The organism is Streptomyces vulcanius (assembly GCF_042653945.1).
Taxonomy (GTDB): domain Bacteria; phylum Actinomycetota; class Actinomycetes; order Streptomycetales; family Streptomycetaceae; genus Streptomyces; species Streptomyces mangrovi.
Genome location: NZ_JBHSFK010000011.1, coordinates 224540 through 242161, shown reverse-complemented (window position 1 = coordinate 242161; position 17622 = coordinate 224540). Strand labels below are relative to the sequence as shown.

11 protein-coding genes are annotated in these 17622 nt (G+C 72.9%); 5 read left to right on the top strand and 6 right to left on the bottom strand.

What is annotated here, in order from left to right; genetic code table 11:
* The first annotated feature begins 8 nt into the window (after positions 1-8).
* Complete coding sequence (locus tag ACFPIH_RS19240; RefSeq protein WP_381163375.1) at positions 9-662, top strand: class I SAM-dependent methyltransferase; 654 nt, start codon at positions 9-11, stop codon at positions 660-662.
* Between the two features lies 1 nt (position 663).
* On the opposite strand, the gene ACFPIH_RS19235 is transcribed toward ACFPIH_RS19240, so the two are convergent.
* From ACFPIH_RS19235 to ACFPIH_RS19210, 6 genes are all read right to left on the bottom strand, one after another.
* The gene (locus ACFPIH_RS19235; RefSeq protein WP_381163378.1) at positions 664-1236 is read right to left on the bottom strand and encodes a phosphatase PAP2 family protein; all 573 of its coding nucleotides are present in this window, start codon (positions 1234-1236) and stop codon (positions 664-666) included.
* On the bottom strand, positions 1229-2542 hold the full coding sequence (locus tag ACFPIH_RS19230; RefSeq protein ID WP_381164568.1) for a diacylglycerol/lipid kinase family protein: 1314 nt from the start codon (positions 2540-2542) through the stop codon (positions 1229-1231). Before ACFPIH_RS19230 ends, ACFPIH_RS19235 begins: the two co-directional genes overlap by 8 nt.
* Positions 2543-2682: 140 nt before the next feature.
* Entirely contained in the window at positions 2683-4383 is a 1701-nt protein-coding gene (locus tag ACFPIH_RS19225; protein ID WP_381163381.1) for a tetratricopeptide repeat protein, read from the bottom strand.
* Between the two features lie 109 nt (positions 4384-4492).
* Entirely contained in the window at positions 4493-6535 is a 2043-nt protein-coding gene (locus ACFPIH_RS19220; RefSeq protein WP_381164570.1) for a DUF1996 domain-containing protein, read from the bottom strand.
* A 196-nt stretch (positions 6536-6731) separates the two neighbouring features.
* Positions 6732-7424: a hypothetical protein gene (locus tag ACFPIH_RS19215; protein ID WP_381164573.1), complete on the bottom strand. Its 693-nt coding sequence runs from the start codon at positions 7422-7424 to the stop codon at positions 6732-6734.
* 329 nt (positions 7425-7753) lie between these two features.
* Positions 7754-9181, bottom strand: coding sequence for an alkaline phosphatase family protein (locus tag ACFPIH_RS19210; protein WP_381163384.1), 1428 nt, complete (start codon positions 9179-9181; stop codon positions 7754-7756).
* 300 nt (positions 9182-9481) lie between these two features.
* Here ACFPIH_RS19210 and ACFPIH_RS19205 point away from each other — a divergent pair, with 300 nt between their 5' ends.
* The 4 genes from ACFPIH_RS19205 (at position 9482) to ACFPIH_RS19190 (ending at position 17611) form a co-directional block, all read left to right on the top strand.
* Complete coding sequence (locus ACFPIH_RS19205; protein WP_381163387.1) at positions 9482-10180, top strand: lipoprotein; 699 nt, start codon at positions 9482-9484, stop codon at positions 10178-10180.
* A 109-nt stretch (positions 10181-10289) separates the two neighbouring features.
* Positions 10290-13325 carry a SpoIIE family protein phosphatase gene (locus ACFPIH_RS19200; protein WP_385877171.1) on the top strand — a complete coding sequence of 1012 codons (3036 nt, stop codon included), beginning with the start codon at positions 10290-10292 and terminating at the stop codon, positions 13323-13325.
* A gap of 51 nt (positions 13326-13376) precedes the next feature.
* Entirely contained in the window at positions 13377-16091 is a 2715-nt protein-coding gene (locus tag ACFPIH_RS19195) for a SpoIIE family protein phosphatase (protein WP_381163393.1), read from the top strand.
* A gap of 155 nt (positions 16092-16246) precedes the next feature.
* Positions 16247-17611 (top strand): FAD-dependent oxidoreductase, encoded by a 1365-nt coding sequence (locus ACFPIH_RS19190; protein ID WP_381163396.1) that lies wholly within the window; start codon positions 16247-16249, stop codon positions 17609-17611.
* The last annotated feature ends 11 nt before the right edge of the window (positions 17612-17622 follow it).

Here is a 17622-nt window from a genome sequence, read left to right as displayed (position 1 = left end):
GTCAGATCATGGACGCTTTCGGGGTGACGAATCCGGTGGATGACGACGGGCGGCGTGCGGCGCGGGTGTTCGACGCGCTGGGGGCCGCGTACGAGAAGGCGTTCGCGCATTCGGAGGCGCATCGACGGTCGCTCGACTGGCTGCTCGGGCGGCTGGCGCCGGGCAGCCGGGTGCTGGACGTCGGCAGCGGCACGGGCCGGCCCACGGCCGCGACCCTCGTGGGGGCGGGCCATGACGTGCTGGGCGTCGATGTCTCCCCCGTCATGGTCGAGTTGGCCGCCCGCCAGGTGCCCGGGGCCCGGTTCCAGTGCGCGGACGTACGCGAACTCCCGCTGGACGAGGGCTCGTTCGACGCGGTCTGTGTGTACTTCTCGCTGCTCCAGATGGACCGCGCGGAGCAGACCGAGCTGATCGGCCGGCTGGCGCGGGCGCTGGTGCCGGGCGGGAGTCTGGTGCTGGCGACCGTGCCGCTGGACGTGGCGGGCGTGGACGCGGTGTTCATGGGGCAGCCCGTCCGGGTCACCAGCTTCGGCGGCGCGGCGTTCACCGAGGTGGTGCGGGGCACGGGTCTGACCGTGCTGGCCGAGGAGGACACGCTGTTCGCCCCCGACCATCCCGAGGCCGTGCCCGAGCCCCAGCTGTTCCTGTACTGCGCCCGGTAGTTCAGACGCCGGCCCGGGCCGCGGCGCCGAGGACCAGGGCCGCCGCTCCGGTGCCCAGGAGCGCGCCGGCGATGACGTCGCCCGGGTAGTGCACGCCGGTGTGGACGCGCGAGTAGCCCACCGCGCAGGCGAGCAGGCCCAGCGGAACGGCGGCCACCGGCAGCGCGGGGCCGACGGCGGCGGCGAAGGCGACGGCCGAGGCGGTGTGCCCGGACGGGAAGGACGCGGACTCCGGCATGGGTACGTGGCGGCCGGGGAACGGCGAGTCCTCGGCGCGGTGCGGCCGGGGCCGTCGTACGAGCCTTTTGCCGAGCAGGTTGGCGGTCGCCGAGGCGACGCCGATGGCGGCCACGCCCAGGACGGCGGCGCGGCGCGGGCTGCCGCCGCGCAGGGCCAGCCCGGCGGCGACCGCGAAGGAGATCTTGGAGTGGTCGGCGGTGGCGGACAGCCGGCGCAGCGCGGTGTCCAGAGTGGGTGTCTTCGTCACCGTGACCGCCTCGTACAGGGCCTGGTCCAGGGTGGCGAGGTCACGGACCAGGCGCGGGGCGGAGAGCTTGGGGCGGCGGTCAGACATCATAGGCGTCCTTGATCGTACGGGGGTCGGGGCGGCCGAGCGCGAGGCGGACGATGCGCCGCCAGTCGACCGTCGGCGGCGCGTAGGCGGCTCCGGGGCGGTGCCGCGGCACACGGACGCGGAGCACGCTGGGCCGTACGGTGCACACGACCGGGGTGGGCAGTTCGAGCGCCTCGCCGTCGACCGCGACCGCGATGCGGTCCTGGTCGGCCTCGACGACCACTCGGTGGGCGGTGAGCGTGGTGATGCCACTGGCGCGTTCGCCGAGCAGGGCCAGTTCTGCGGCCCTGGCGGGGCCCTCCACGCGGACGCCGATCACACCGAGCAGGCCGGTGTCCAGGCGGGGGCGGCGGCCACCGCCGAGCGGATCGGCGCGGGCGTAGGCGTTGTTGCTGAGCAGGACGGCCTGCGGGGAGTGCACGAGGGTGGCGTCCACCCGCACGTCCAGGGTGGGTCCGGCGGCGCCCTGGAGCAGGTCGGGGAGGTGTTCCAGGAAGGTGGCGGCCTTGGCGTCACGGTAGGCGGGCTGCTGGACCACCTGCGCGTACGCCCCGAAGGAGACGGTGTTGACGAAGGCCCGCCCCGCGACCTCGCCCAGGTCGACGCGGAGTTCCACGCCTTGGGTGAGGGCGTCGAGGCTGCGCACGGGGTCGGCGCGGTCGAGACCGAGGTCCATCGCGAAGTGGTTGCGGGTGCCGGCGGCCACGACCACGAACGGCACGTCGTACTCGGCCGCCACGGCCGCGACGAGCGCCTGGGTGCCGTCGCCGCCGGCGACACCGAGCAGGTCCGCGCCGTCGGCGACGGCCTTGCGGGCGATCGCCTCCGGGTCGGTGTAGGTGTCGTCGGTGCCGAGCAGGACCACCTGCGCGCCGAGCGCCTCGGCACGCTCGGCGAGACCGTGCTTGACGACCTTTCCGCCGCCGGAGCGGACGTTCATGATGAAGACGGGCCGTCGGGGCGGCGGGGTGCGGCGGCCGTGCGGGCCCTTGGGGTGGCGCAGGCTGCGCAGGGAGGCGCGGGCCGAGGCGAGGCCGGCGGCCCACAGCGAGAGGGCGCCGATCGCCACGATCCACAGCCCGGAGGTGGCGTACAGCACGACCACGCCGCTGGGCGCGCTGACCGCGACCACTCCCCCGAGCAGCCGGGCGCCGCCCCGGTGGGCCAGCATCCACCACACGCCGGCCCCGGCCAGCGCGAGCCCGGCGATGCCGGTGAACAGGACCAGCCAGCCGCCGGATCCGGCGGCCCCGGCCACGACCGCGACGCAGCCGAGAACCAGGGCCACGGCGACCCGGGCCCACAGCCGGGCCCGGGCGAGGGCGGCCTCGACCGTCGGGCCCTTGGTCGCCGACGCCCAGGTCGACCAGGTCGACCGGATCTTCCACGAACTGTTCACCGTGCACCCGCCATGCTCCGGGGTCCCCCCGTCGACTGCGCTGTCGATCAATTGTCCATGGCGCAGCACCCCGGTGTGACACCCGATGGGACAACGGTGGTGTCCGTACGGCAGAAACAGGAGGCCAGCACGGGTACGTCGGCCAGCGCGGCGGCGAGTTTCAGCTGCTGGGCGACGATCCGCGCTTCCGCGTCCCGGCCCTGGCGGACGAGGCACTCGTGGAAGCCGTGCAGGGACCAGACGTTGCCCGGGTGCTGGAAAGCACGCGGCAGCGAGTCGTCGAGGCCCAGGTCGGCCCGGTACACGGCCTCGGCCTCCGCGACCCGGCCCTGTTCGAGGAGCAGGGCGCCGTAGGCGTGCCGGGTGGGCTGCATCCAGCCCCACGGCTCGTCGTAGGGGAGGCCGTCGTCGAGCTCGATCGACCGTTCGAGGGCGGCGAAGGCCAGGTCGTACTCGCCCCTGCGGTACTCCAGCTCGCCGTCCAGCATCGCGGAGGCGATGGCGAGGATGTCCTGGCAGGTGTTGTTGAACAGCATGCGGGACTCCGGCACCCGGTCCGCGGCCGTCCGGAACAGGGCGCGTTCGGCCTCGGCCTCGGTGACCCGGCCGGTGGCGGAGAGGGCGACACCGCGCGCGTAGTGGTGCAGCGCGGTCGTGACGGCGTACAGCCCGGGGTCGGCGGGGAGCGGCAGGGCGAGGATGTCGTCCCAGCGGCCGAAGCGGATCAGGACGTGGAACCGCATGCCGAAGAAGCCCTCCAGCCAGTCCGCCATGGGCGGGCTCGGCACCCGCAGCAGTTCCTCCGGTACGGCGGCCTCCAGGCGGTCGGCGGTCTCCAGGGCGGTGCGGTACCGGCCGAGGAACATCGCGCCGTAGATCTTGAAGTGGAGGTTGTGGCACCGGTACAGCGTGTAGAAGTTCATGGCGCCGGAGCGGGCCAGGTACTTCTCGTCCGCGCGGGTGGCGGCGGTGTTGTCGGTGACGACCCGGCGGTAGTCGCCGCAGAGCACGTCCAGGTGCGAGGGCATGTGCTGGAGGTGCCCGGCGTCGGGCACCAGATCGCGCAGCCGGTCGGCGACCCGGAGGGCGGCCTCGGGGGTGGGCGACATCTCCATCAGGTGGACGTACAGGTGCAGGAGGCCGGGGTGGCGGTCCGCGGTCTCGAGGGCTCGGTCGAGGACCGCCTTGGCCTCCTCGGTGCGGGCGCCCTCCGCGGGGCGGCCGGTGCGCAGGTCCCACAGCTGCCAGGGGGTGAGGTTCATCAGGGCGTCGGCGTAGAGGGCGGCCACGTCGAGGTCGTCGGGGGCGAGCTGGTGGACGGCGCGCATGGCGTCGGCGTAGGGCTCGTTCCACACCGCGCAGTCCCGCGCGGGCCGGTCCTGCGGGTAGCGGGCGCGCAGTGCGCCGATCAGGGCCCGTTCGACGGGGGTTGCTCCGGCCGCCGCCTTCTCGTGGGCGAGTTCCACGGCGGTGTGGGTGCGGGACACGGTCCGGGCGAGATCCTCCTCGTCGAAGAACTCCCACGGTTTGTTGTAGTTCGGGCCGAGGGCGTAGGCGATGCCCCAGTGGGCCATGGCGCAGTCGGGGTCGGCGCGGGTGGCCTTCTCGAAGCAGTCGACGGCCTCCTCGTGGTGGAAGCCGTACGACCACACCAGGCCGCGGTCGAACCACAGCTGGGCCTCGGGGGACGAGGTCGTCACCCGTCGGCCGTGGCTGCCGAGGTCGTAGGGGTACTCCGTGGACTCCATGGCTCTCCCAATCCCATCGTCGCTCGCGGATCGAGCGACGTATACCGCGCGGGCGGGTGCCGGGAGGGCTTTCTCGGGGACGGAGTACCCCTACGGGGTGAGGGTGGTGTCAGGTGCGGCGGACGTTGCGGTACAGGACCACGAACCCGGCGATCACCAGGAGGCCACCGGCGAGCGCGGGCCACAGCTGGATGCCACCCGTCTCGGCGAGGCTGCCCTGCACGCCCTGGGGCACGGTGCTGCCGGGGGTGTCGGCCTCGTCCGCGGGCGGGACGGCGGCGGGGGCGGAGCTGCCGGGGCTCACGGGGGACGGGGTCCCCTCGGGGGCGGTGGCGGCGGTGCCGATCTCGCTGTCCGCGGTGTCGTCGGCCTTGTCGTCCGCGGTGTTGTCCGCGGCGGGGGTGGCCGCCTTGGGGGCGTCGGGGGTGGGCTTGGTGTCCTCGCGGGGTTCCGTGGTCACGGGGATGTCACCGGAGCCGGTGTCGCCCTTGTCGGGGGCGGTGTCCACGGGGTCCACGGGGTCCGTGTCGGCCGGGGGCTCGGGGGTCTGGGACTGGGCGGGGGGCTGCTGCGGGGTGTCGCCGGAGCCGTTGTCGTCCCCGTTGTCGTTGCCGCCGTTGTCTCCGTTGTTGCCGTCGTCCCCGTTGTTGCCGTTGTCTCCGTTGTTGCCGCCGCCGTTGCCGTTGTCCGAGCCGTCGTCGCCGCCCTGCTGGGCGCCCGCGCCGCAGGTCCGGCCCTCGTTGATGCAGTCGACCAGCTGCCTCATCAGGTCCTCGTCGAAGACGTTGATGAAGTCGCCGTGGTCGGTCACCGGCTTGTGCAGCTGCTCGGGGAAGGAGTCCACCGCGAACAGCGGGGTGGTCCGGCCGCCGTCGTCGAGGCTCGGCGCGTCCACGTCGTACACGATGCGCTGGACGAGCTGCGGAATGGCCTGGAAGCCGGCCGGGCAGCTGCCGTCGGCGCCCTCGAAGGCCACGTGGGTGCGGTGGTTGGCGCTGTCGATGTTGCTGCCGTCCCAGCAGCTCTGGAAGCGGAAGGTGCGCACCACGTCGCTGCCGGACGGGCAGAGCGGGTACTTGTCCTTGAGCTGGCGGTCCTCGAAGCCGGTGCAGCTCCAGGACGCGTTGGCGTTGGCCGGGCCGTTGACGAAGGCCTTGGCGTCACCGGTGATGATGCGCAGCAGCCGGGGCATCTCGGTGACCTTGGAACGCGCGTTGCCCACGAAGGTCAGCGTGACGTCCTTGGGGGTGACGATCTCGCCCGCGTTGCCCTCGATGCCGCCGCCCGGGCTGTTGGCATCCTTCTCCTGCGTGCCGTTCTGCAGACGCAGGACGGGCCAGTAGTAGGTGGACTTGTCGCCCTGGTCCACGCAGGTCGTGTCGGCGTTCGCCAGGTCCTCGTCGGAGGCGAAGGCGGTGTTCGACTGGTTGCCGATGTAGTCGTGGAAGTGGTGGGCGCCGTTGGAGACACCCGGGGCCACGATCACGTTGTCCGAGTTGAACAGACCGTTGGCGTTGACTCCGCAACTGCTGGCGAAGGTGCCGCTGGAGGGGCCGGAGGCGGGGTCCGCGGACTGCTGCGCGGGCTGGACGGTGGTGATGTCGACGTAGTCCGCGGCGACCGGACCGTTTCCGGCCTGACCGCCGTTGCCCTGCTGGCCGTCGTCGCCCTGTTGTCCGTCGTCGCCCTGCTGGCCGTTGCCGTCCTGACCGTCCTGCTGGCCGTCTCCCTGATTTCCCTGCTCGCCCTGGTCGCCCTGGTCGTCTTGCCCGCCCTGCTCGCCCGCGTTGTCGTCGGCGGTGCGCAGGGTGCAGGCGGCGAGGTCGTCCAGGCCGTCGGGGCGGTCGCCGGCGCGGTCCATGGCGTCCGCGATACGCGCGATGGTTGCGGCGCGCTTGTCCTTGAGCGGGTTCATCACCGCGTTGTCGGCGAAGCCGGCGTCATCGCGCACGGCCTGCGCCGAGCCCTGGAGCCGGCCGTAGGCCTCGGCCACCTGCGCGTCCAGCGCGGCGAGTTCACGGTCGACGTCCTCTCGCGCGCCGTCCGGCACATCGGTCAGCCGGTTCCCCACGTCGGGACAGTCGATGGTGACGGAGCCCGATGTCCAGGGCCCGTCGTCCTCGGAGGCCGAGGCGTAGACGTTCGCCGCCATCAGTCCGCCGCCGCCGATGATGAGCGCGACCGCTGCGAAGGTCGCGCGCCGTCCTCCTGTCGGGCGTCTGCGCCTGTTGTGTACCAAGGAGTGCTCCTACGCGTCGTCGTCGGCGGACCGGGCATGGAAATCCCCCGGTCCCATACGGGCCCGGACGCAGGAGTGTTCAAGCGACTCACAAATTCATATGAAGATCTCAGGCAGACCGTCCTTCCTGCGGCTTTCCGCCCTGCTGGAAGCGGGTTTGGCACAGACCAAGGACGATCGCCGCGCCGACGGCGATGAGGTGCTCGCGTCCGGCGAGATTGGGCCTGGCGATGGACTCGAGGACCATCGAGCCGCCGGTGAGGACGAAGACGACGGGCGCTCGGCGGACGACCGAGATGTACGTGAACAGCCCCACGACCGCCGCGGAGGGGCCGGTGTCGAGCACCTGGCCCGCCTCGGGCGGCAGCCCGAGTCCCCACCAGCCGGGCCCCATCGCGATCATCACCCGCACGGTGAGGGTGCCGGCCAGGGTGGCGGCGTAGGCGACCGCCAGGGTTCTGCGCCGGCCGAGGACGAGTTCGGCGAGGGCGAAGGCGAGGAAGAGCTGGGTGATGCCGGCCCACACGGGCAGGTCGAGCGCGGGGACGTACAGGGAGACCGGGGTGCGCAGCAGGGCCAGCCACAGGGGCAGGTCGCCCTGGACGCCGCCCACGATCCGGACGGCCGTCTCACCGGCCGGGTGCTGTGCGATGGCGTGGAAGAAGATCACACCGCCGCAGGCCACGAAGGCCAGCAGCAGCGCGCCGGGACCGCGCCGCCGCAGCTGCCGCAGGGGGTCGACGACGATGCCGTGCCACTCGCCCCGCAGGGTGCGCAGGGCGAATCCCGCCGTGCGCGCCAGGGCGGACTTCGGCCGCCGTCCGTCCTCGGCTCGGCCCTCGCGGGGCCGTTTCACCTCCGGACCCAGGATCACCACGGTTTCCCCCAAGAGACACTCGTCGCCGCTACTCCGGCAGGAGCGCCGGTGTCGCCCTTGTGAAGACGCTGAGAAGGCTTCCGAGGATCATTCGGCCGTCGATCGAAGCTCTTGGCGATCTGAGCTTTCGTCGACCGGAGCTTTCGTCGACCGGAGCTTTCGTCGACCGGAGCTCTTCGTCACATGCGAGCGAGGGCCCCGGGCGGTGGCGTGCTCGCGCACGGCCGGCCCGGGGCCCTTGTGGGACGGTTCGCTCATACCTGGGGTCGGTGGCCCGGCTCCTGGTGCGGGAAGGTCTGGTGCGCGCCCGGCAGGGTGGGGCTGGGCAGGGTCGCCACCTCTTCCTTCGCCTTCTCCAGCTGCTCCGCCGTGTCGTCGGGAAGGCGGGGCGAGCGGGGACGGGCGTCACGGAAGCGGAAGGCGGTGGTGAAGTCGCCGAAGGTCTCCCGCCGCCAGTCGCTGACGTTCGGCTCCTCCACTCCGGTGAACCGCTCCAGGAACTGCAGCGCGGAGGTGTGGTCGAAGGTCTCGGAGGCGACCCAACCGCCCACCGTCCAGGGCGAGATGATGATGGCGGGGACGCGGAAGCCGCCGCCGATCGGCAGGCCCTGGATGAACTCGTCCGCCGTGCCGGCGCGCGGGGTCGGCGGGGCCACGTGGTCGAACAGGCCGTCGTTCTCGTCGTAGTTGAGGATGAAGGCGGTCTTGCGCCACACCTTGGGGTTCGAGGCGATGGCCTCGATCTTGGAGGCGACGAAGTCGGCTCCGGCGGCGGGCAGATAGTCCGGGTGCTCCGACTGGTAGCTCGTCGGCATGATCCAGCTCACCGCCGGAAGACGGTCGTTGCGGGCGTCGTCCTCGAAGGTGCCCTCGGGCTGCGGGCGTACGCCCCGCTCGTACAGGTCCGAGCCCGGCTGCGCGTTCTTGAACGTCGCGAACTGCTCCAGCATGTTGCAGCCGTAGTCGTCGTCCTGCTGGTACACCTTCCAGCTGACGCCCGCCGCCTGGAGCCGTTCGGCGTACGTCGTCCAGCGGTACGGCGTGGGCGCGACGTTGCTGGTGATCGGGCCGCCCTGGGTGCCGCCCGGGTCGATGGTCCCGGTCATCCACATCAGGCGGTTGGGCCATGTCGGGCCGAACACCGAGCAGAAGTAGTGGTCGCAGATGGTGAAGGTCTCGGCGAGCGCGAACTGGAACGGAATGTCCTTGCGCGTGTAATAGCCCATCACATACGGGCCGTTGACGCCGTCGGCCTTGCGGTGGGCCGGCAGCCACTGGTCCATCCTGCCGCCGTTCCACGCCTCGTGCTGCACGGACCAGGCGTGGGAGGTGGACGGGATGGCCTGCGCGCTGGAGGCGTGGGTGTCGAGGTGGAAGGGCAGGAGGTAGCCCTTCGGGTTCTGCGCGTCCGGCTGGTAGAAGACGCTGCGGCCGTTGTCGAGTTTCAGGGCGTGGTGGTCGGCGAAGCCGCGGACGCCCGACAGGGTGCCGAAGTAGTGGTCGAACGACCGGTTCTCCTGCATCAGCATGACGACATGCTCGATGTCGTGCAGCGAGCTGTGCTTCGGCGGTTCGGCGGCGACGGCCTTCTGGACGCTCGGCGGGAGGAGGGAGAAGGCCGCGGCGCCGCCCAGTGCGCCGGCGGCCGAGCCCAGGAGTCTACGACGGGTCAACTCGGACATGAATGCCCCTTGTTGAGCAGTTGATTGGTGGGGGGACCAGCGGCCCGTGCCCGTGCGGGACGGACCGCCGACCACTCTCCGCCCGGCTCGGTGGGGGTCATCAGGGGCGGGCGATGAACAAGTGGCCAACGTGCTGCCAGGAGTTGGCCAAGTCATGACCTGCGCCATCGCGGCGTCGCCCGGGGGACGCCTGAGCTTGGCTTTCAGTGGCATGTACACGAAGTACCGCGGGCAATCCGGACGACTGTGGGGGCGGCCCCGGGTTACAGTGCTCCGCCGGAATCGAGAGGGGACACAGCGGTGCGCATCGGGGTGGGGAACGCGGGACGGGGGCTGACATTGGCAGCCCTGCTGACCGGGCTGGTGACGGGGTGCTCGACCGGGGACGGGGAGTCCGACGGCGTTGCGGCCAAGGGGTCCAATGGGTCCAAGGGGTCCAAGGGGTCCACGGAGGCGACCGCGACGGCGCAGGTCGCGGAGCGGGGGGCGACCGTCGGTGCCGCCGGGTCCGCCTGCGAGCTGCCGGTCACCTTCGACACGGCCAAGTCGTGGAAGGCCAAGGCCGTCGACGCCGGGGAGGCGAGCGAGGCGGGCGGCGACCTGGCGGATCTCGCCGACGCGCTGCTGCACCAGGGCCCGGTCACCATGGCCTGCGAGATCGACGCCAAGCCCGCCGGCAACATCGGCTTCCTGCGCGTCTGGACCGGCAAGCCCGGCGACGCCGACGCGCGTGGCGTGCTGAAGGCCTTCGTGGCGGCCGGGGAAGGCGTGGGGAAGACGTCGTACCGCACGTTCGAGGCGGGCGGTGTCACCGGCACCGAGGTCGAGTACGAAACCACCAGCGAGGTCCTCGAGGACACGAAGACGGAACACGCCCTCGCCGTCACGACGCCCGACGGTCCCGTCGTCCTGCACCTCGGCGGGCTGGACGACCAGGAGCACGAGAGGATGCTCCCGGCGTACGAGCTGGCCAAGAGCACCCTGCGCGTCGGCGCCTGAGAGCGGGCCGTACCCGCCCGTTCCGGTCGTGCCCGGATGCACATCCCGTCCCGGGTGGCGCATTCTTGCTGTGTCGCCCACGCGGCGGCGCACGGACGAGGTAGGGCCGATGACTGGGAGCGCCGGGGACGAGCGGAGGCCGGCCGGGCCGCCGCCCGCGCTGCTGACCGCAGCCGCGGCGGACGCGCTGCGGGTGACGGGAGGCCGCGCCGGGGGTCTCTACCTGTGCTCGCCCACACCCGGGGTGCTGCGGCTCGCGGTACTGGCGGGGCTGCCGGGGCCGCTGTTCCGGCCCTGGTGGCGGGTGCACGTGGACCGGCCGTTCCCGGTGGCGGAGGTGCAGCGCACGGGCGTACCGGTGGTGCTGGCGAACGCCACGGAGGCGATGCGGCGCTATCCGCAGTTCGCGGCGGGCCTGCCCTTCCAGTTCGGCACCCTGGGCATGCCGGTGGTGGCCGAGGGGCGGGCCTTCGGGGTGCTGACGGCGCTGCGCCCGGCGGTGGCCGACGCGACGGAGGTGCTCGCGGAGCGGGATGCGCTGGCGCGGGTCGCGCACGGGCTGGCGACGGAGCTGCTGCGGCTGGAGGCCTACGGGCAGCCCGTCACCTGGGACGACGAGCCGGTGTGCGTACGGCCGCCCGCGGCGGGTCCGGCACCGGGCCGGGTCGGCCGGGTCGGCAGGTTCTCCTGGGACCCGGCGACCGGCACCGTCGCCGCCGACGAACGGGCGTGCGCCCTGCTCGGCCTGCCGCCGGGGGAGTTCCCCGGCACCCTGGACGCCCTGGCCCGGGCCGTCGACCCGGCCGACGCCCCGCGACTGCCCGCCGCACTCCACGAGACCGCCCACGGCACTCCCCCGCCGCTCCCGATCAAGCTCCGCACCACAGAGGGCACCCTGCGCCTCCTGGACCTGTGGGCAACACCCGGGACAGGGTCCGACGCGGGACAGCCCCACACCGCGCCCGACACGGCACCCCACGCGGAACCCGGCACGGCACCCACCGAGGCGCCCAGCACGGCATCCCCCGCAGGGACCCACACGGCGTCCCCGCCCGGCACGGCACCCGACGCGAAGCCCGACGCGGCACCCACCGAGGCGCCCAGCACGGCATCCCCCGCAGGGACCCACACGGCGTCCCACACGACCCCCGCCACAGCACCGCGCCCGGCGCCGGGCGCGGCGTCCGACACACCGACCCGCGACGCGCCCCACACACCGCCAGGCACACCGCCCCGCGACGCGCCCCACACACCGCCAGGCACACCGCCCCGCGACGCGCCCCGCACACCGCCAGGCACACCGCCCCGCGACGTGCCCCGCACACCGCCCCGCGACGTGCCCCGCACACCGCCCCGCGCGCCGCCAGGCACCGCACCCGACACGACCCCCCGCAACGCCCCTCACACACCACCCGCCACACCCCCCGACCCCACACCCCACCAGCCCCCCGCCGCCCCCGTCACCGGTGTCGTGCTCGATCCCGGTCCTGCCGCCCTCGCCGAGGGGGCCGCCGATCTTCTGCCCGAGGGGGTGTTCTGTATCGACCGGCTGGGGATGGTCGTCTACGCCAACCGGCGGGCCGCGCACTTCCTCGGGGTGCCGCACGCCGAGTTGGTCGGCCGGTCGTTGTGGGATGCCGTGCCGTGGCTGAACGAGCCCGCGTGCGAGGAGCATCTGCGCGGGGCGCTGCTGTCCCCGGAGCCGGTGCACTTCCATGTGCGGCGGCCCGCCGACGGCCCGGAAGTGTTCGAGGGGGACTGGCTGAGCCTGGCCGTGCATCCCGGCCAGGACCTGCTCACCTGCACCGCCATGCCGGCCAACCGGGTCCCGGCCGACCCGGCGGCGCCCCCGGTGGCCGACACCGAGGTACCCGGGCCGGAGACGGCCGCCTCGACCGCGCCGCTGTACCGGCCGATCGTCCTGGCGATCGCGCTGACGGAGGCGGTGACCGCCCGCCAGGTGTCGGCGGTGGTCATGCAGGAGCTGCTGCCCGCGTTCGGCGGCCGTCGCCTCGCGATCTACCTGTTGCAGGAGCGGCACCTGTACCTGGCCTGGGAGAACGGCTTTCCGGAGGGCTTCCTGGCGCCCTTCGAGGGGGTGGGCCTGGACGCGAGGCTGCCCGGTGTGGAGACGCTCACCACGGGCCGTCCGCTGTTCTTCGACTCGATGCGGCAGCTGGCCGCCGCCTACCCGGGCGTCCCGCTCGACGCCGAGGAGGGGGCCCGCGCCTTCCTCCCTCTGATCGCCTCCGGCCGCCCGGTCGGCTCGTGCATCCTCGGCTTCGACGGCCCGCGCAGCTTCACCCAGGAGGAGCGCACGGTGCTGACCGCGCTGGCCGGGCTGATCGCCCACGCGATGGAGAAGGCCCAGCGCTACGACACCGAGGCCGCGCTCGCCCGAGGGCTCCAGCAGGCGCTGCTCCCGAGGCGGCTGTCGCAGCACGCGCGCGTGGAGACCGCCGGACGCTATCTGCCGGGCACCGAGGGCATGGACGTGGGCGGCGACTGGTACGACGTCGTGGAGGCGGGCGACGGACTTGCGCTGGTCATCGGCGACGTACAGGGCCACGGGGTGCAGGCGGCGGCCACCATGGGGCAGCTGCGCAGCGCGGTCCGGGCGTTCGCGCTCGGCGACCGGCCGCCCGAGGAGGTCATGTCGGGCACGAACCACCTGCTCATCGACCTCGACCCCGGCCAGTTCGCCAGTTGCTGCTACATCCGGCTCGACCCGGCCACCGGACGGGCCCGGGCGGCCCGCGCCGGTCATCTGCCCCCGCTGCTGCGCCGCCCCGACGGCGGGACGACGGTGGTGGACCTGCGGGGCGGGGTCGTGCTCGGGGTCGACCCGGGCGCCCGGTACCCGGTGACGGAGCTGCGCCTGGAGCCGGGCGCGATCCTGGCGCTGTACACGGACGGCCTGGTGGAGCATCCCGGGCACGACATCGACGACGGCATCAGCGCCCTGCGCGCGGCCCTCGCCGACGTCGGCAGCGGCCCCGGGCGTTCCCTCGGGGGGATCGCCGACCGGCTCACCGCGACGGCCCGGCAGACCAGGGACCGGGCGGACGACATCGCCCTGCTGCTCGCGACCCGACCGAGCTCCCCCAAGATCACTCAGGGAGATCGTCCCGGGCCGCGTCCGTGACCCTGTGTGACGCCTCTCGCCTCCTGCGGCCGGGCAGTGTAGACATGGCACATGGCACGTCTCCTGGGGCGCTCGGGTGCCCGGCCGGCCCGTCGTCCCCGGGGCCCGGGGGTACGGCGCACGCCGGAGTCGGCGCTGGGCGGGCGCAGTCTCGCCGCGCAGGTGTTCGTCCTGCAGGTGGTGATCGTTCTGGTGCTGGTCGTCGCGGCCGTGGTGGCGCTGCTGCTCCAGGTCCGGCACGACAGCACCCAGGAGGCCCGCAACCGCTCCCTCGCGGTCGCCGAGTCCTTCGCGAACTCGCCGGGGATCGTCGACGCGCTGGCCAGTTCGGACCCGACCGCCGTGCTCCAGCCGTCGGCCGAGGCCGTCCGCAAGACGGCCGACATGGACTTCGTCGTCGTGATGAACACCGACGGCATCCGCTACACGCATCCGAAGCCGGACCGCATCGGCAAGAAGTTCATCGGCAACATCCAGCCCGCGCTGGACGGCGGCACGGTCGTCGAGGAGGTCGACGGGACCATCGGGCGGCTGGTGCAGGCCGTCGTACCGGTGAAGGCGCCGGACGGGAAGGTCGTGGGCCTGGTCTCCTCCGGCATCACCACCGACCACGTCGGCGGCAACGCCGACCGCCAGCTGCCGCTGGTCCTCGCCAGCGCGGCCCTCGCCCTCGCCCTGGCCACCGCGAGCACCGCGCTGGTCAGCCGCCGGCTGCTGCGCCAGACCCACGGCCTGGGGCCGCGCGAGATGACCCGGATGTACGAGCACCACGACGCGGTGCTGCACGCCGTGCGCGAAGGGGTGATCATCGTCGGCGGCGACGGCGACCTGCTGCTCGCCAACGACGAGGCGCACCGGCTCCTGGACCTGCCCCCGGACGCGGAGCGCCGGCAGGTCCTCGACCTGGGTCTGGACCAGGACACGGCGGAGCTGCTGGCCTCCGGACGGATGGCCACCGACGAGGTGCACCTGGTCGGGGACCGGCTGCTGGCGATCAACCAGCGGCCCACCGACCTGGCGGGCGGCCCGGCCGGCAGCGTCGCCACGCTGCGCGACTCCACGGAGCTGCGCGCCCTGTCCGGGCGGGCGGAGGCGGCCCGGGAGCGCCTCGACCTGCTGTACGCGGCCGGGGTGGGCATCGGGACCAGTCTGGACGTGACCCGGACGGCGGAGGAACTGACGGAGCTGGCGGTGCCCCGGTTCGCGGACTTCGCGACCGTGGACCTGTTCGACGCCGTCCTGGACGGGGAGGAGCCGGAGGCACGGGCCGCGCTGCGGCGCACGGCGATGGCCGGGGTCCGCAAGGGCGCGCCGCTGTACGCGGTGGGCGAGCGGATCCGGTTCGTGGACACCGTGCCGCAGGCGCGTGCCCTCGCCGACGGGCGGCCGGTCCTGGAGGCCCGGCTCGCCCAGTCCCTGGGCTGGCGGGCGCAGGACGTCGAACGGACCGAGCAGGTCGTGGAGTTCGGCATCCACTCGCTGATCGCCGTGCCCGTGCGGGCCGGCGCGCTGATCCTGGGCGTGGTCGGCTTCTACCGGTCCGAGCGGCCCGATCCCTTCGAGACGGACGAGGTGGCGCTGGCGGAGGAGCTGGTGGCGCGGGCCGCGGTCTCCATCGACAACGCGCGCCGTTTCACCCGCGAGCACGGTATGGCCGTCACCCTGCAGCGCAGTCTGCTGCCGCGCAGTGTGCCCGAGCAGAACGCGCTGGACATCGCCTACCGCTATCTGCCGGCGCAGGCCGGGGTCGGCGGCGACTGGTTCGACGTACTGCCGCTGTCCGGGGCGCGGGTGGCGCTCGTCGTCGGCGACGTGGTGGGCCACGGGCTGCACGCGGCGGCCACGATGGGGCGGCTGCGCACGGCCGTGCACAACTTCTCCGCCCTCGACCTGGCGCCGGAGGAGCTTCTGAACCTGCTGGACGACATGGTGGCGCGGATCGACCAGGACGAGTCGGCCGACGGCGAGGGCGCACCGATCACCGGGGCGACGTGTCTGTACGCCATCTACGATCCGGTCTCCCGGCGGTGCACCGTCGCCCGGGCCGGCCATCCGCCGCCCGCGCTGGTGCATCCGGACGGGCGGGTGGAGTACCCGGACGTGCCGGCCGGGCCGCCGCTGGGAGTGGGCGGGCTGCCGTTCGAGACGGCGGAGCTGGAGCTGGCCGAGGGCAGCCGCCTCGTGCTGTACACGGACGGGCTGGTGGAGGACCGGCAGCGGGACATCGACACCGGTCTGGAGATGCTGCGCTCCGCGCTGGAGCGGGAGGCGAACGGCGCGGACGGTGCGGGGGGCTCGCCGGAGCGGACCTGCCAGGCCGTCCTGGACGAGATGCTGCCGGCCCGGCAGAACGACGACATCGCGCTGATCGTCGCCCGTACCCGCGCGCTCGGTGCGGACCGGGTCGCCGAGTGGGACGTACCGGTGGATCCGGCGGCGGTGGCCGAGGTGCGGTCAGCGGTCGCCAGGCAGCTGGTGCGGTGGGACCTGGAGGAGCTGTCGTTCACGACGGAGCTGATCCTGAGCGAACTGGTGACCAACGCGATCCGCTACGGCGCCGCGCCGGTGCGGGTACGGCTGCTGCGCGACCGCAGCCTGATCTGCGAGGTCTCCGACAGCAGCAACACCTCGCCGCATCTGCGGTACGCGGCGATGACCGACGAGGGCGGCCGGGGGCTGTTCCTGGTGTCCCAGCTCACGGACCGCTGGGGCACCCGGTACACGGCCTCCGGCAAGGTGATCTGGGCCGAACAACCGCTGCCGTAAGGTAGTTCGATCATCGGTGATCATCATCGGTGATCGCCGGGTGACTCATAAATGACGTTTATGAGCTCATAGAGCGGACCCGCGTACCGACTTAGGCTTGCCTTAGCTTAGGCTTCCCTCGAGTTGATCTGTCGCCGCTCGAAGGGAACCTGATCATGCCCCGCCCCCTGCGGGTAGCCATCGTCGGAGCCGGCCCCGCCGGGATCTACGCCGCCGACGCGCTGCTCAAGTCCGATGTGGCCGCCGACCCCGGTGTCTCCATCGACCTCTTCGAGCGGATGCCGGCCCCGTTCGGACTGATCCGGTACGGCGTGGCCCCCGACCACCCCCGGATCAAGGGCATCATCAACGCCCTGCACCAGGTCCTCGACAAGCCGCAGATCCGGCTGTTCGGCAACGTCGACTACCCGACCGACATCAGCCTGGACGACCTGCGCGCCTTCTACGACGCGGTGGTCTTCTCCACCGGTGCGACGGCCGACCGCGAGCTGTCGATACCGGGCGTCGAGCTCGACGGCTCCTACGGCGCCGCCGACTTCGTCTCCTGGTACGACGGCCACCCGGACGTGGCGCGCACCTGGCCCCTGGAGGCCGAGAAGGTCGCCGTCCTCGGCGTCGGCAACGTCGCCCTCGACGTGGCCCGCATCCTCGCCAAGACGGCCGACGAACTCCTCCCGACCGAGATCCCGCCGAACGTGTACGACGGCCTGAAGGCCAACAAGGCGCTGGAGGTCCACGTCTTCGGGCGTCGTGGCCCGGCGCAGGCGAAGTTCTCCCCGATGGAGCTGCGGGAGCTGGACCACTCCCCCAACATCGAGGTCATCGTCGACCCCGAGGACATCGACTACGACGACGGCTCGATCGCGACCCGGCGCGGCAACAAGCAGGCCGACATGGTCGCCAAGACGCTGGAGAACTGGGCGATCCGCGACACCGGCGACCGTCCGCACAAGCTGTTCCTGCACTTCTTCGAGTCGCCGACCGAGATCCTCGGCGAGGACGGCAGGGTCGTGGGCCTGCGCACCGAGCGCACCGCCCTCGACGGCACGGGCAACGTCAAGGGCACCGGCGAGTTCAAGGACTGGGACGTCACCGGCATCTACCGCGCGGTCGGCTACCTCTCCGAGAAGCTGCCCAAGCTGCCCTGGGACATCGACTCGGGCACGGTCCCGGACGAGGGTGGCCGGGTCATCGAGGAGAGCGGCGCGCACCTCCAGTCGGTGTACGTCACCGGCTGGATCCGGCGCGGCCCGGTCGGTCTCATCGGCCACACCAAGGGCGACGCCAACGAGACGGTGTCCAACCTCCTGGACGACCACGCGAACGGCCGCCTGCACGCGCCGTCCTCCCCGGCCCCGGAGGCGGTGGACGCCTTCCTCGCCGAGCGCGAGGTCCGCTTCACCACCTGGGAGGGCTGGTACCAGCTGGACGCCGCCGAGAAGGCACTGGGCGAGCCGCAGGGCCGCGAGCGCGTGAAGCTCGTCGAGCGCGAGGACATGCTGCGGGAGAGCGGCGCGTAACCGCCGTCCCA

What these genes read in the sequence shown, in the direction of transcription:
- ACFPIH_RS19220 (WP_381164570.1), bottom strand. Translation starts at nt 6,535, where the DNA reads ATGGCGGCGAACGTCTACGCCTCGGCCTCCGAGGACGACGGGCCCTGG.
- ACFPIH_RS19240 (WP_381163375.1), top strand. Translation starts at nt 9, where the DNA reads ATGGACGCTTTCGGGGTGACGAATCCGGTGGATGACGACGGGCGGCGT.
- ACFPIH_RS19200 (WP_385877171.1), top strand. Translation starts at nt 10,290, where the DNA reads ATGACTGGGAGCGCCGGGGACGAGCGGAGGCCGGCCGGGCCGCCGCCC.
- ACFPIH_RS19195 (WP_381163393.1), top strand. Translation starts at nt 13,377, where the DNA reads ATGGCACGTCTCCTGGGGCGCTCGGGTGCCCGGCCGGCCCGTCGTCCC.
- ACFPIH_RS19225 (WP_381163381.1), bottom strand. Translation starts at nt 4,383, where the DNA reads ATGGAGTCCACGGAGTACCCCTACGACCTCGGCAGCCACGGCCGACGG.
- ACFPIH_RS19210 (WP_381163384.1), bottom strand. Translation starts at nt 9,181, where the DNA reads ATGTCCGAGTTGACCCGTCGTAGACTCCTGGGCTCGGCCGCCGGCGCA.
- ACFPIH_RS19190 (WP_381163396.1), top strand. Translation starts at nt 16,247, where the DNA reads ATGCCCCGCCCCCTGCGGGTAGCCATCGTCGGAGCCGGCCCCGCCGGG.
- ACFPIH_RS19235 (WP_381163378.1), bottom strand. Translation starts at nt 1,236, where the DNA reads ATGTCTGACCGCCGCCCCAAGCTCTCCGCCCCGCGCCTGGTCCGTGAC.